This is a genomic window from Mucilaginibacter sp. (assembly GCF_965225845.1).
Lineage (GTDB): Bacteria > Bacteroidota > Bacteroidia > Sphingobacteriales > Sphingobacteriaceae > Mucilaginibacter.
Window position 1 is genome coordinate 14748 of record NZ_CBDDBL010000002.1, and the last position, 15270, is coordinate 30017.

Annotated in this window: 8 protein-coding genes; 4 read left to right on the forward strand and 4 right to left on the reverse strand. The window is 42.9% G+C overall.

Annotated elements, in window-relative coordinates:
- Positions 1-13: 13 nt before the first annotated feature.
- Positions 14-2254, forward strand: coding sequence for a catalase/peroxidase HPI (katG, locus tag ACYZ0U_RS03890; protein WP_461450038.1), 2241 nt, complete (start codon positions 14-16; stop codon positions 2252-2254).
- A 74-nt stretch (positions 2255-2328) separates the two neighbouring features.
- Here katG and ACYZ0U_RS03895 read toward each other — a convergent pair whose 3' ends face one another.
- Entirely contained in the window at positions 2329-3150 is an 822-nt protein-coding gene (locus ACYZ0U_RS03895; protein WP_461450040.1) for an alpha/beta fold hydrolase, read from the reverse strand.
- 132 nt (positions 3151-3282) lie between these two features.
- Between ACYZ0U_RS03895 and ACYZ0U_RS03900 the strand changes: the two genes are divergently transcribed.
- The 3 genes from ACYZ0U_RS03900 to ACYZ0U_RS03910 all read left to right on the forward strand — a co-directional run bounded on the left by ACYZ0U_RS03900 (position 3283) and on the right by ACYZ0U_RS03910 (position 4970).
- Complete coding sequence (locus tag ACYZ0U_RS03900; RefSeq protein WP_461450042.1) at positions 3283-4317, forward strand: alpha/beta fold hydrolase; 1035 nt, start codon at positions 3283-3285, stop codon at positions 4315-4317.
- A 160-nt stretch (positions 4318-4477) separates the two neighbouring features.
- Entirely contained in the window at positions 4478-4669 is a 192-nt protein-coding gene (locus ACYZ0U_RS03905; RefSeq protein WP_461450044.1) for a cold-shock protein, read from the forward strand.
- A 61-nt stretch (positions 4670-4730) separates the two neighbouring features.
- A complete protein-coding gene (locus ACYZ0U_RS03910) occupies positions 4731-4970 on the forward strand; it encodes a hypothetical protein (RefSeq protein WP_461450046.1) in 240 nt (79 codons plus the stop codon).
- An 8-nt stretch (positions 4971-4978) separates the two neighbouring features.
- On the opposite strand, the gene sov is transcribed toward ACYZ0U_RS03910, so the two are convergent.
- From sov to ACYZ0U_RS03925, 3 genes are all read right to left on the reverse strand, one after another.
- Positions 4979-12079 (reverse strand): T9SS outer membrane translocon Sov/SprA, encoded by a 7101-nt coding sequence (sov, locus tag ACYZ0U_RS03915; RefSeq protein ID WP_461450048.1) that lies wholly within the window; start codon positions 12077-12079, stop codon positions 4979-4981.
- A 24-nt stretch (positions 12080-12103) separates the two neighbouring features.
- On the reverse strand, positions 12104-12688 hold the full coding sequence (gene ruvA / locus ACYZ0U_RS03920; RefSeq protein WP_461450050.1) for a Holliday junction branch migration protein RuvA: 585 nt from the start codon (positions 12686-12688) through the stop codon (positions 12104-12106).
- A 157-nt stretch (positions 12689-12845) separates the two neighbouring features.
- Positions 12846-15149 (reverse strand): NADP-dependent malic enzyme, encoded by a 2304-nt coding sequence (locus tag ACYZ0U_RS03925; protein ID WP_461450052.1) that lies wholly within the window; start codon positions 15147-15149, stop codon positions 12846-12848.
- Positions 15150-15270: the final 121 nt, after the last annotated feature.

The window sequence follows — 15270 nt, forward strand, 5'->3', positions numbered from 1 at the left end:
AACCCAGTAAATTATGGAAAATCACACAGATCACAGCTCCTTATCCGAGGTTAATAACCAAAGCTCGGCGAAGTGCCCCTTTCTAAACGGATCCTTAAAACAAAGTGCAGGTAATGGCACCCGGAACCGCGACTGGTGGCCTAATCAGTTAAAATTAAACATCCTGCGCCAAAATTCTTCTCTTTCCGACCCGATGGATAGTGGTTTTAACTATGCGGAAGAATTTAAAAGCCTTGATCTGGATGCTGTAAAGAAAGATATTTTTGAACTAATGACCACCTCGCAAGAGTGGTGGCCAGCCGATTACGGGCATTATGGTCCGTTATTTATCCGTATGGCATGGCATAGCGCGGGTACATATCGCGTAACAGACGGCCGTGGGGGCGCTGGCTTCGGAACACAACGTTTTGCGCCATTGAACAGCTGGCCTGATAATGCTAATTTAGATAAAGCACGTTTATTGCTTTGGCCGATCAAAAAGAAATACGGCAGGAAACTTTCATGGGCCGATCTGATGATATTGACCGGTAACTGCGCACTTGAATCAATGGGGTTAAAACCCTTTGGCTTTGCCGGTGGGCGTGCCGATGTTTGGGAACCCGCAGAAGATATTTACTGGGGATCGGAAAAAGAATGGTTAACTGACACCCGTTATACCGGCGATCGTGAATTGGAAAGCCCGCTTGCTGCCGTACAAATGGGTTTGATCTATGTAAACCCTGAAGGGCCTAATGGTCATCCTGATCCGCTGGGTTCTGCACGCGATATCCGTGAAACATTTGGCCGCATGGCGATGAACGATTATGAAACTGTTGCATTAATTGCAGGCGGACATACTTTTGGAAAAACGCATGGTGCAGCTGATCCGGGTGAACATGTGGGCAAAGAACCTGCCGGTGCCGCCATCGAAGAAATGGGTTTAGGCTGGAAAAATTCTTACGGAACCGGCAATGCCGGTTATACCATTACCAGCGGCCTGGAAGGCGCCTGGACTACCACGCCAACAAAATGGGGTAATAACTATTTTGAAAACCTTTTTGGTTATGACTGGGAATTAACCAAAGGCCCGGGTGGCGCCAACCAATGGAAACCAAAGGACGATGCAGGTGCAGGCTTAATTCCTGATGCGCATGATCCGGCGAAACGACATGCGCCATTTATGCTGACATCGGATATCGCTCTTAAAGCTGATCCGGCTTATGAAAAGATCTCAAGGCATTTTTATGAAAACCCGGAAGAATTTGCAGACGCTTTTGCACGTGCCTGGTTTAAATTAACCCACCGTGATATGGGCCCACGCGCTCGTTATTTGGGTGCCGACGTTCCGGCAGAAGAATTGATCTGGCAGGATCCTATCCCGGCCGTAAATCATAAACTGGTTGATAATTTTGATATCGACACATTAAAAGTTAAAATACTGGATTCAGGTTTGAGTATTTCCGAACTTGTATCTGCTGCCTGGGCATCAGCATCAACATTCCGTGGTTCTGATAAACGTGGCGGCGCTAATGGAGCACGAGTTCGTTTGGCTCCTCAAAAGGATTGGGAAGTAAATAAGCCGGCTCAGTTAGATAAGGTATTAAAAACCCTTGAAGGCATCCAACAGGAGTTTAATAGCGCACATACAGATGGCAAAAGTATTTCTATTGCTGATTTAATCGTTTTAGGCGGAGTTGCTGCTATAGAAAAAGCTGCAAGGAATGCCGGCCACGATGTTACCGTTCCATTTACTCCTGGACGTGCTGATGCTTCACAAGAACAAACCGATGTAGAATCATTCGAAGTGTTAGAGCCAGCAGGTGATGGTTTCCGCAATTATCTGAAAAATGTTCATACTGCTTCGGCTGAAGAAATATTGATTGATAAAGCACAGCTTTTAACATTGACCGCTCCTGAATTGACTGTTTTAGTTGGTGGTATGCGTGCATTGAATACTAACTTTGATGGTTCAAAACATGGTATCTTCACCACACGCCCTGAAGCGTTGACCAATGATTTCTTTGTAAACCTTCTTGATTTTTCAACTACCTGGAAAGCAACTTCAGATTCCGCAAAGGTATTCACCGGTTCCGACAGGATCTCAGGTGAGATCAAATGGACAGGCACCCGTGTCGACCTGATCTTCGGTTCAAACTCTGAGCTTCGTGCCATTGCCGAAGTTTATGCTTTTGAAGATGCACAGGAAAAATTCGTTCACGACTTTGTAGCCGCATGGGATAAAGTAATGAACCTTGACCGTTTTGATTTAAAGTAACATTCATTTTATTCAATAAAAAGGTGGCTCGTTTAGGGCCACCTTTTTAGTTATAGGTTACTTGGATAAGAAACTTAGGCTTTTATAAACTCCAGCAAATCCTTATTGATCGTAGCCGCTTCGGTGGCCGGCATCCCGTGAGGGAAACCCGGGTAGCTGATCAGCTTACCATTTTTTAATAGTTTTACTGCTTTTGCCCCGCTGATTGGGAAAGGGACGATCTGGTCATCCTCGCCATGCAGAACCAGTACCGGGATATCCACACTTTTCAAGTCTTCAGTAAAATCAGTTTCCGAAAAAGCTTTGATGCCTTCATAATGAGCTTTTACACCGCCCATCATTCCCTGGCGCCACCAGTTTTTCCTGATACCTACTGATATTTTCGCACCTTCACGGTTATAACCGTAGAACGGCATGGTGAAATCCTCAAAATATTGTGCCCTGTTGAATCCCGTACCCTGGCGGATCTCATCAAATACCGACATCGGCACACCGTCAGGGTTACTTTCAGATTGAACCATGATTGGCGTAACCGCGCTGATCAAAACTGCTTTGGCTACACGGCCTTTACCCTGGTTGGCCGCATAATGGATAGCTTCGCCACCGCCTGTTGAGTGGCCAATGTGAATAGCATCTTTTAAGTCAAGTGCTTCCGTAAGCTCGGCAACATCTGCTGCATAAGTATCCATATCGTGCCCGCCTGATACTTGAGTTGATCTGCCATGTCCGCGGCGGTCATGGGCGATTACACGGTATCCGTACTGCAGGAAAAACATCATTTGTGCGTCCCAGTCATCACCGGATAAAGGCCAGCCATGATGAAATACGATGGGTTGGCCTGTCCCCCAGTCTTTGTAATAAATTTCTGTTCCGTCTTTTACTGTGATTGTGCTCATTTTTATTTCGATTAGGTGAGTAAATAGCATCAGCTTTGAATAATTAAAGCTATCAAATAAAAGCTGATTTATATATTAGTTAATTATAAACCAATTGTTACTTCGATATTTGTAATACTTAAATTCCATGATATGAAAAGGATAGTCACTACACTTTTGCTGTTATCTACATTGCCTGGCTTTGCCCAAACATCTTCAGATATATCAAGTGGCACACACACGCAAACTATTGGCAACTTAAAGCTTCAATCCGGTGCAGTAATAGAAAATTGCGAACTGGGTTACCGTGTGCATGGCCATCTGGATAAATCCCGTTCAAACGCCATCATATTTTGTACCTGGTATACCGGTGACGCTTCGGGTGTGGAATCAACTAAACCATGGCTATCTGTGGATACCAATAAATATTGCTTAATTATTATTGATGCTTTGGGCGATGGAACATCCTCATCTCCATCAAACAGTAAACAGCAGCCCGGGGCGGATTTTCCCCGCTTTACTATTAGCGATATGGTGAACAGCCAGTACCAGCTTTTAACAAGTAAGTTGCAAATTAAACATGTAAAAGCAGTTATGGGTATCTCAATGGGGGGTATACAAACTTTTCAATGGGCGGTAAGCTACCCGGGTTTTATGGATGTGCTGATCCCAATAGTCGGCAGCCCGCAGCCAACCAGTTTTGACCTGATGGTTTACAATACGTTACGGGAAACGATTGAAGAAAACCCTGGTTATAACCAGGGACATTATAAAACTAATCCGATAATTCCCAATGCAACCATGATGCTGGACGTGTTTTTAACCACACCCGCCGACCGCGTTAAAACAGTTAACAGAGCAGATATACCGAAATGGGTCGCTTATAACAAAACCCGCCAGGACCAGGACTGGAATAATACGGATTACCAGCTGAATGCTATTATCAACCACGATATTTCTAGAAGCTTTAATAACTCGTTAAAAGATGCCGCCGATCATATCAAAGCAAAAATGCTCATTATTTCATCATTGCAGGATCATATGGTAAACCCAACGGCAGCAATTGAATTCTCGAAGTTATTGCCTGCAAAACTGATTGTTTTGAATGATGAAAAAGGGCACCAGGCGCCAAATTTTTATACGCCGGTTATTAAAAATGCTATCGTACAGGTATTATCCGGAGATTGAAATTGAAAAGTATAAATAACCTTATCGGCTATAAAAAAGCGCTTTTTAACCTAAAATTAATCAACGATTATGCAGGTTTATTCACGGTAATTAATATAAATTAAATAATTAGCTTATTATCAATTAATTAATTGTATGTTTGAGGCTAATATAAAATACAATGCAAACAGGAACAGTAAAATTTTTTAATGAAACGAAAGGCTTTGGCTTTATTACACCAAGTAATGGTGGTAGCGAAGTTTTCGTTCACTCAAGCGGACTGATTGACAACATTCGTGAAAACGACAGCGTTCAGTATGAAGTTGAGCAGGGCAAAAAAGGCCCTAATGCGGTAAATGTAAAAGTAGCTTAATCACTATATAAAATTTAATCGTAAAGCATCCTCTTAACCGAGGATGCTTTTTTTTATTATTATGAAACCAAAAGCTTTCGCTACAATAGCACAAAAAGAGAATTTTAAAACAGAATTCGCGGCCATAGTTGCCGATAATAAAACACTTAGTAATAATTACAGCATCCAGTTTTTTGATACGGCAGCCAAAAGCAATTATGTTTTTAATGGCACCAACGGAAAATCGATCAATATAATGGAGCACCTGTCTGTTGAGGAGCTGGAAAAATACAGGCAGCTTAAAAATAACTGGCAGTCTTAAAGTTTTTATTACTGTAATATCAGTTTTAAACTAAAGCCTAAAGTAGTAAACGACGTATTAAAACTTTGTGATGTATATGGCTTGGTAATGTTCGCGTCGTAAAAGAAACTGATGTTAAAGCGTGAGCTTAGCGCATAATTAATTTCCGGGCGATAAGTGATATTTTCAGCGCCTGATGATACCTGCGCGGCTAACACATCCGGTTGATAAATTAATGTTTTGGTATTTCTGAGGGCGAATGCCAGGTTAAAAGTAAGGTCGTTTTTTAATATAAAATCCTCCCACAATCCAAACGGAAACCTGAAGTTTTTGGCTTTGTATCCAAAGCTTACTATTACATCGTCTTCATTTTGCTGCGCCAGCTGGCTGTTTAGCAGGCTTAGGCTAAGGGCCCGGCTTTGCGCATACGATACACTTGTAGTAACGCCATTTTTAAAACGCATATCAATACCCAATAATGGCGCGAATTGCTCAAATATGGTTACCTGCGCAAACTGGTACATCGGCAGAAAATCGTTATTAATATCCCTGGCATTTACCTCCCCATCACTTTCAGTGTACTGCAATAAGGTGGTATAGCCGCCAACATTGTAGGTTGAGCTATAGGCGTGCTTAAGATCGAACGAGTCAAAAATATCGGACATAAAAGGTATTTTAACCAGTCCGCCATATGTTATTTGCCAGTTTGGTAAAGGAATATCAGGAAACTGGCTAAGATTTGATGTTGCAGGATTTTTGCCGGAATAAGCAGCCAGGAACGCGGGTACCAGCACGTTTTGTGAATTTGGGCCATAGCCATCGGCGAAGCCATTAGTTATAACACCGGTTGAATTTGGATTGGTTTTACCCAGGCGTCCCGAAATGATCGACCTGTCATTCATAAACGCATTATAAAGTGGTGAAGTGTTATTTACACCGCTTGTTTTTGAAAACGCTGTCGCGATAGTAAGGTAGGATATACTGTAATCGCCTGTAGTTACCGGTGAAAGGTTTTCAAAGCTGCCTGTTTCATCCAGATACTTTAATGTGGTTTGATAGGTGTGATCCTGTGTTTTAAACGCTGTTAAATTTATTCTTAACCCTTGTATTGGCTCTAATGTCGCGCTTAGGTGTAAATCGGCGTTATAAGTTTTAACATAGGCCTGGTTTTGTAGTGTATCGGAAGATATCCAGCCATTTTCCACAGCCCGCTGCCTTATATCGGTTTGGCTGCCCAATAAAAATCCAATGCCCGGCGCATTATAGGAAGGATCTTCACCAAAAATTGTTGATTGTGGCAGATAGCCAGGCAAAAAGATACCCTCGGTACGGGAATAGGTAACATTAACAGTTTTTAGCCCGGTTAACAGGTTTAATAAAAACTTTTTAAAGCCTTTTGGCTCGTCGTCGGGCTTTGCCGGTTTGCGAAGTAATTTAAATTTGTTGTATAATGTATTAAAATTAAGTATTGGATTAAACAATATAGTGCGTGAGTTCTGGATGCTGTTACCTACGTTGAGTTCAGGATCATCAATAGAAAAACCCGGCTCTGCCAGCCAGTTAAAGTGCGCGCTGTAACTGGCATTGGCAGTAATGAAATCAAGATAAGGTATCTTACTAAATGGTATGGCGTAGTTTAACGCGAAAGTATGGTTGTAATTGGTGGTGCGGCCTAAACGTGCCAGGTTGTTATATAAAGTATCCCTGTTAAGGCCGGTTAGCGGACCCTGAGGCTCATCAACCGTTGAAAGGTTGGTTGCATCAAAATTTAGTGTTAATGATTTGGTCAGATTCCACCCCAGGCCAAATATCCTTGTAATGGTAAAGGTATTATTATACGTTGTTGGTATCGCAATAACATCACTCGGATCATTATTTCGCAGTGTAGTTTCCGAATCGAACCTGTTGAAATCAATACTCATATTAACCCTTGTGGGTACAAGGTCCAGGTTAATGTCCTTAATCAATTGCAGGCTATTCTTTTTAATGATCTTAGCAAAAGGGGTAAAATAATTAGGCCTGTTGGTATAGTTATAAGCAAGCTCTAACTGGTAGGTCTTTTCAAAATCCGATAGGGTAGTAAAATCGTGGTGCTCATAATCGGTATAAGCGTAAGTAGCTGTAAAGTTAGAAATATCATAAACCCTGTTAGGCGCACTGGAGTTTGTTTTAGCTATATGCACATTGGTAAAGTTTATGCTTTTTCGTTGCGTTACAGATTCAGCGGCATTTTTAATCGAGTCCCGTTGTTTGGTACTTGTGGCATTTTTGAGTGTTTGGCTCAACAAAACATCGGGTTGTGCCGGATCATACAAGGGGGCGCTTACCTGCTGCGATATGTTGATATAAGTTGGAATGTGCACACCACTTTTATCGGGAAAAAATTTACCAAGCTCAACGCTTGCAGATACGTTATAGCTTGAATTGTTATCTAACGACCGGTCGCCGATTTTAGAATCAAGCGTACCAAAACCAGCAGTTTGATCGCTGCCCGATACGGTTATATCGGCAAAGTCAGCCAGTTTAACATCGGCTTTACCAATAGCCGCCCAGCCATCGCGCTGGTTAAAGTCCGTTAGCCTCAATTCGTCAAACCAAACAATACCTGATTTTGCCAGGCCATCATCAGCAGCAGGATTATTGCCTTTAAACGGGTTGCGTACCCCCAGCATAACTGTTGTGAGGCGACTTAAATCGGGCTGACCCATGATCGTGATTTTGGCCGTGCCTATCGTAATGGTATAGGGAACTGTTAAAGGCCATGGCTGGCCTTTATATTTTGCTGCATCACGGGCCAGTTTTGCATTGGTTAATAATGAAAGCTGCAGATCGATCTGGTTAACAGTTGGCCATATACCGGCTGGGCTGCTTGTACCCGGTTGTGTAACTGTTAACGGAATTTCGTACTCATAATAATTTTCGGTGTAATCAAGCCCCAAACGTATAAAAGTGTGCAGGTCGCCGTTGTTTAAGGTAGCTGTTGGCAATGCCTCGGCGTGTACAAACATTTGCAGGTTTTTGTATTGGCGCAAATCGTTATTAAAGGTTTTAAAAGCTGCCTGCGAATAACCATCACTCAGGTTATTAACTGTTAATGATAATGATTGCTCATTTAATTTGGTATTTGCATTAACGCTGCTGTAATTGGTTTGGCGTTGTATGCCCGGCGGAACTACATAGGGGATAGGGGTACGATTGCCATTTTCCTCGATATTTACGGTACCCACAACCAGCGTTGAACCATCGGCCACAGGGTTAACAATGGCAGGATCAGCAATAACATTGGCCGGGTTGTTATCTGAATCAAATGCACGCCAATCACCCCTTACCAGTTGCAGAGATGCAAAACGTAAAACGGCAGTATCCGCAAAATTAGTCATGAATAAGCGCAAAAAGCGGATGGATTTAAAATCCTGTATGCCGCCTACTGCCGATTGATAATTGGCAATAGGGATACGGAATTGATACCAGGTATAAGTTTGCGTAGTACCGTCGGCAAGTTTAACGCTTGATGTTACCTTATCATTAACAAAACCCTGGCCAACAACCAGGTTTTTAGGGGTTATATTTACGTGATATTCAAAATATTCATCATCCTGGCTCATGTTGTTATCGCGGTCAATATCCTCCTCATCAGGTAGTGAAGTAGATGCCGACGTTTGCAACCCTAATTGCGCCTGTGACTGTGCCGCTGTTTTAGAATTACCATCTGTTCCATTGTATTTGGCATAACGTTGTAATATACCGGCGCCGGCCTGATCGAGCGTTGGCCCCTGGTAATATTGGTAATCATCTGTTGAAGGATCATTTGCAATTGCCGCTGCGGCCTGCGGGTTAACCTGGCTTTGGATCCGCTGTACCTGGGGGGCAAATTTTGTGCGTTCATCTGCATCGCCCAAACCATCTAAACCAACATCCTGCAACGCGCGGGAATTAGGGTCATTGTCAAAAGCGTTTACTACGGGTTGCAGTTTAGCCACGCGTCCCCATGCGGTAGTGTCAACGGTGCTTAAATCGCCGTTTACCGGCAGTCCATTTTCTATGCTTTTGCGGCCATCTTTTAATATATCTTCTGAAATATCACCCAGGTCAAAATAGATATCGCCGCCTGTTGAGTTTGGTTTACCTATAAATGGATCCAATACCCAAAATTCAATATAAGTTACGTTTAGCGCCTCAAAATCGGTTGTAGATATCGCGCGCATCATACCACCCCAGCGACTGCTCGGGTTTTGTAGCGTACCATCTGTATTGATACCTGTTGTAACATAGTTATAAGGGCCGCGGGTATTTGGATAATAAGCTAAATCAAGAGTTGGCAAAATTTGCGGTTGGCCGGTTACTGATTGTATATACGGAAACACCTCGGTTTGCAATACTTCGCGAACATAGGGCTTGGATAGTTCAGCACGTGATACAGGAATTGTTGACGAGGTGTAAAATGTTGGGTCGATATTATAAAAGGCTAACCGGGCACGGTTATATCCGTATCCCAGATTGTCAAAAAGCTGCGACTCGTTAAAGAATTGTGGTGTGCTTGATATTTGCCATGTATTGGCACTTTTAAGGTCTATCTCGGACTGGCTATTTTCAAAATCGTCCAAATATGCAGTGCCATTTTTTGAGCCGGCATAATTTAATGAACTTGGGGTACCGGGTAATAATTGCGCAAATTCTCCGCTTAAACTTACTGATGATGGAACCTTAGTATGTATAAAAGGAATTCCATCAACCAGCCTGGTAAGCATCCGAGATGGTGAATTATAATTGGCATCGAAACCCCAGATGGTATTTGAGATTGATTCAGCGCCAACAGCCTCATTTTGCGAGATAGGCTCTTCGGTTAAGTGCATTATAGTTGCACCCAAAGCAAATTTAGGGCTTACCTGGTAGTCAAACCTTGATCCAAACAGCGATTTTTGCTGAACTCCGAAAAGTTCATTATTTTCCAGGTTTACCGTAATTGGCTGGCCTGATGCAAGAATGGATTGATTAAGTATCCGGATGGTGCCTGCGTTATAATCAACGGTATAATCATTACCCTCAACCAGTTTGGTTGCGCCTGCCGTTACAATTACCGAGCCTTGCGGTATGTTGGTGGCATTCAACTGGTATTCCGATCCACCCTGTGAGGTATAAGTGCCTGAGATTACATACCGGTTTAACAAGGGATAAAATTGCTGCGCCACACTTTGGGTGGAATCATACAATGGTTGATACACATAGGTATTGATCAGGCTGGTTTCACCCGGCGCAAATTTGGCGGCAAGGTCCGCACCAAATGGCTCCACTTCCGGGAAGATCAGTAAACCGTTATGTGAATCGATAGTTATACCTTCCAGGTAGTCAAAATATCCATCCGGGATTTTTTGGTTTTGCTGGTCGAGGTTGTCAAGGCCGGTTAGCTGCAACCATAACTTTCCAGTTGTGTTTTTGCCTTCGGCCATAATAGGTTTGGCAATGCCCGATGTATTATCCAGCCGTGTAATTAACATTTTAAAGTTTGCAGGACTTATTTGGTATGCGCCCAGGGAATAGATGTTTTTCATCATCAGGTTCCAGGTTGGCAGGTTGGTTTTAAGTAGCGTGTTTTTTAATAATTTTACATACAGCACGTTTGGCGTGGTATTGTTTATTGGCCTGTCGCTGGAGAATTCACCCACCTGGTAAGTAACCCCGTTATAGGTATATTGATAGGCTACCGCCAACACTTCATCATTATTTAAAGGATAATTTAGTGAGATATAACCCAACTGCGGATGCAGGGTATACTCCTTGGTGGTTAGCATACGGGCATAGGTTAACTGCGCATAGTTATCGCTGCCGCCTGTGCTCGCAAAATAATTTGCCGCAGTATTTGAGTTTGTTAAACGTGCGCCCGCAGGCAGGTTTTTAAGCAAACTGTTTGATTGCTGTGGAAAGCCCGGTACATCAGTTCCTGCAGGTAAAGCGGTAAAACCCGAGCCGCCCTGGATCAGGCGTTTGTCATATGGATTGTTTTCGCCCAGATCCATAAAAGCTAATATATCCCTTGAGTTGGTGGTAGTGTTGTTGCGGTTAGTGATCCAAACCTCAATTTTTGTAATGTTTACATTTGAGCTGATGATTGGCGAATTGGCCAATGCCTTATCATAATTATTCCTAAAGTACTGCGAAAGGAAATAGTGTTTATTAGCATCATAGGCATCGGTAGTTAACTTAAAATTTCCCTGCTCCGATCCATTGGTTATGGTAATGGTTTTTGATTGCGAGCGCTGCTGGGACATGATAGAGGTAATGTTCAGCTTGCCAAATTTCAGCTTGGTTTTTACCCCGAACAGCGCTTGTGTGCCGGTGATTAACGTAGTATTCAGCGGCATGCTCACCGTACCCGCCTGAATCTCCTGGATGATATCATCCTGTTTACCTTTGTAATCCAATTTGATTTGGTTATCAAATTGGAACTGGGCATTGGTATTGTAATTGGTAGCCACAGTAAGGTTTGTACCTATTGTACCCGTAAGGTTTAATTGTATTTGCTGGTCGAAATTAAAATTAAACTGATTGCGTTGCGCCGAGTTAAATAGCGGGTTGTCGTTTTTATTTAATTGCCCGGCAAAAGTTGCATTGGCCGATCCCTGCGCCTTAATATCAATATTTGGGCCACCAAAGATCTGCTCAAATGTTTGGCTATGAATTTTTATTTGTGGAATAAAACCCGGTTGCTGTGATTGGTAAGCATATTTATCTGCCAGTGTTTTAAAGTAATCCCGCTGCGTTTCTTCCTGCTTTATAGCCAGGTATTGCATATAGGTGAGGTACTGCGGCGCTCGGTAAAGCATATTGCCTACACGCTCATACAAAATATATTGGTTGGTAGCGGGATCGTACTCAATTGTACGGACAAGATTGGGCGGGTCCTGGTCAAAAATACCCTGCCGTAAGCGCATGTTATTTGTTTCCTGAATATTGTATGGTTCCTGTACAATAACGGTATCATTAGTACGGCTGGTAATAGTGGAAGGTGAGCCTGTATTAGGCGGAGCTACTTTGGTTGGATCAGGCAATTGGGCAAAAGAACGCTCTGTTCCGCAAAAAGCGAAAATTATTAAGATGCAAATAAGAGTTCTGAGCGTAAGAATCTTAGTCAAAAAGCGATCAAATTAATATAGTAATTATAAGTTTTTTAAGGCGGACTTGATCAACTGTTCAACAGTTAAATCTTCCCCGCTTTTCTTTATTTCCTGTTCCACAACCTTTTCGGCAGCATTACGCGCAAAGCCAAGCATTACCAGCGCAGAAAGCGCTTCATCCTTAGTGGTGTGCGTTGCCGGCATAACGGTAAGCGTATCAGGGCCTTCTTTACGAAGTTTATCCTGTAATTCCAGTATTACGCGTTGTGCCGACTTAGGGCCAATACCCTTTATACGTTGAATGAGGGCAACATTGCCACTAATAATTGCATTTTGTATTTCGGTTGGTGTAATGGACGAAAGCATCATCCGGCCGGTGTTTGGGCCGATGCCTGAAATAGAAATTAAATGAAGAAATAACCGGCGTTCGCCTTCTTCGGCAAAACCATAAAGGCTGTGAGCATCCTCCTTTACATAAAGCCAGGTGTAAAGCTTACAATGCTCGGAGTTGCCTATTTGCGAATAAGTGTGTAGAGAAATATTGATGTGATAACCTACTCCGCCGGCATCAATAACCACATACGAAGGGCTTTTAAAAGCTAATTTACCATCAATATAAGCGTACATGTTTTTTCTATATGTTATTTTGTTAATTGTATATGGACTGACTCAGTTTAGGTGATGGCGCTAAGACGGCCAATACCGCCGTTAGTTTAAGGATGAGGAAAATTTCTCACCCTTTTCAAGATCACATTATATATGTTTAAATTTAATCAACAGCATATTATTTTTTTATCTCGTCGTTCAAATTGCCTTCTTTTTCTTGCGCGTCAACCACCGCGATGGTTATCATATTCACAATTTCGCGCACCGAACTGCCTAATTGTAAAACGTGTACCGGTTTTTTTAAGCCTAATAATATCGGCCCTACAGCTTCGGCACCACCTATTTCCTGCAGCAGTTTATAAGCAATATTCCCAGACTCCAAATTAGGAAATATCAGCGTATTTGCAGCCTTCCCGGTTAAAGTTGAGAATGGAAAATTATCTGTTAATAAATTCGGGTTCAAGGCAAAGTTAGCCTGCATATCGCCGTCCACTATCATTTCAGGGTACTTATCATGCAATACCTTTACTGCTTCGCTAACCTTCTCCGGTACCGGCCCGCTGTTCGATCCAAAATTTGAATAAGAAAGCATGGCAACACGGGGCGTAATATTAAACTGTTTTACAGAACGCTCCAACAGCACGGTAATATCTACCAGTTCCTGTACTGATGGGTTTACGTTAACCGTTGTATCACCAAAAAATACAGGGCCTTTTTGCGTAAGCATCATGTACATACCGGCAACACGGTTTATACCCTCTTCGGTACCGATGATTTGCAAGGCAGGTTTAATGGTGGTCACATAATCTTTAGTTAAGCCGGAGATCAAAGCGTCGGCCTCACCAAATTGCACCATACTGGCGCCGTAATAGTTACGGTCATACATTAATTTACGCGACTGGAACAGGCTTACGCCTTTACGCTGACGGCGTTCATAAAGATAATCCGCGTATTTTTCAGTGTTTTCCGCATGGCCGTTGGTTGGGTCGATGATCTTCACATCATCCAGATACAGGTCATTCTCGCGCATAATGCGCTTAATGGTTGCCTCGTTACCGAGTAGGATAGGGGTTGCAATACCTTCTTCCTTAATAATTTGCGCGGCTTTTAATATTTTGTAGGTGTCTGCCTCGGCAAAAACAATGCGTTTAGGGTTTTGCTTGGCCTTGTTGGTTAGCGTACGCATAATGCGGTCATCAACCCCTACGCGTGAGCGCAATTCTTCAATATAAGCATCCCAATCGGTAATGACTTTACGGGCAACACCTGAATCTATAGCAGCTTTTGCTACCGCAGAGGATACCTCGATAATCAGGCGCTGATCCATAGGTTTTGGGATGATATAATCCCTGCCGAACTTAATATTTTTGGTATTGTAAGCCAGGTTAACAGCCTCGGGCACCGGTTTTTTTGCGATGCAGGCGATTGCGTTAACCGCGGCGATCTTCATTTCTTCGTTAATCGCGGTAGCCCTAACATCCAATGCTCCACGGAAAATATATGGGAACCCTAAAACGTTATTCACCTGGTTAGGAAAGTCAGAGCGGCCGGTAGCCATAATAATATCCTTACGTGTAGCGTGTGCAATGTCGTAAGCAATCTCCGGTTCAGGGTTAGCCATGGCGAAAACAATCGGGTTTTTTGCCATCGTTTTCAGCATATCCGCAGTAACCACATTGCCTGCTGAAAGGCCAACAAAAACGTCAGCGTTCTTCATGGCATCGGCCAGGGTTTTTATATCGGTGCGGATTGTGGCGAATTGCAAACGGATGTCATCCAGGTCAGTGCGCTGGGCAGTGATCAGTCCGTTGATGTCGAACATCACCATATTTTCCTGTTTCACACCCAGTGAAAGGTACATTCGTGAGCATGAAATAGCTGCCGCGCCTGCACCATTAACCACCATTTTTATTTTGTCAAGCTTTTTACCCTGGATCTCGCAGGCATTAATTAACGCTGCTCCGGATATGATCGCGGTTCCATGCTGGTCATCATGCATCACTGGGATCTTCATTTCGGCCTTTAGGCGGCGCTCAATCTCAAAACAGGTTGGGGCAGATATATCTTCGAGGTTGATGCCACCGAAAGTTGGCTCAAGAGCTTTAACAATAGCAACAAATTCATCCGGAGTTTTGGCGTTGATCTCCAGATCGAAAACATCAATATCAGCATATATCTTGAATAAAAGGCCTTTACCTTCCATCACCGGCTTGCTGGCTTCGGGCCCTATATTTCCTAAACCCAATACCGCGGTGCCATTGCTTATAACACCCACTAAATTGCCTTTAGCGGTATATTTATAAACATCGTCAACATTTTCGGCAATTCGTAAACATGGTTCGGCTACACCCGGTGAGTAAGCCATAGAAAGATCGCGCTGTGAATTGGTTGGCTTTGTTGGCACTACCTGTATTTTGCCCGGGCGGCCCTTAGAATGGTAATTTAAAGCGTCCTGTTTACGATTGGTTTTGTTATTCATCATCTCAAGTTCAAGGACCCAAAATTACAATTTCTTTTCTAAGCGATTTGCCGAAAGCCTTTAGTTAATGATTAAATCATCAACAAATAATCCTGCTTGTATAGAAATTATATGGCTTTACTTA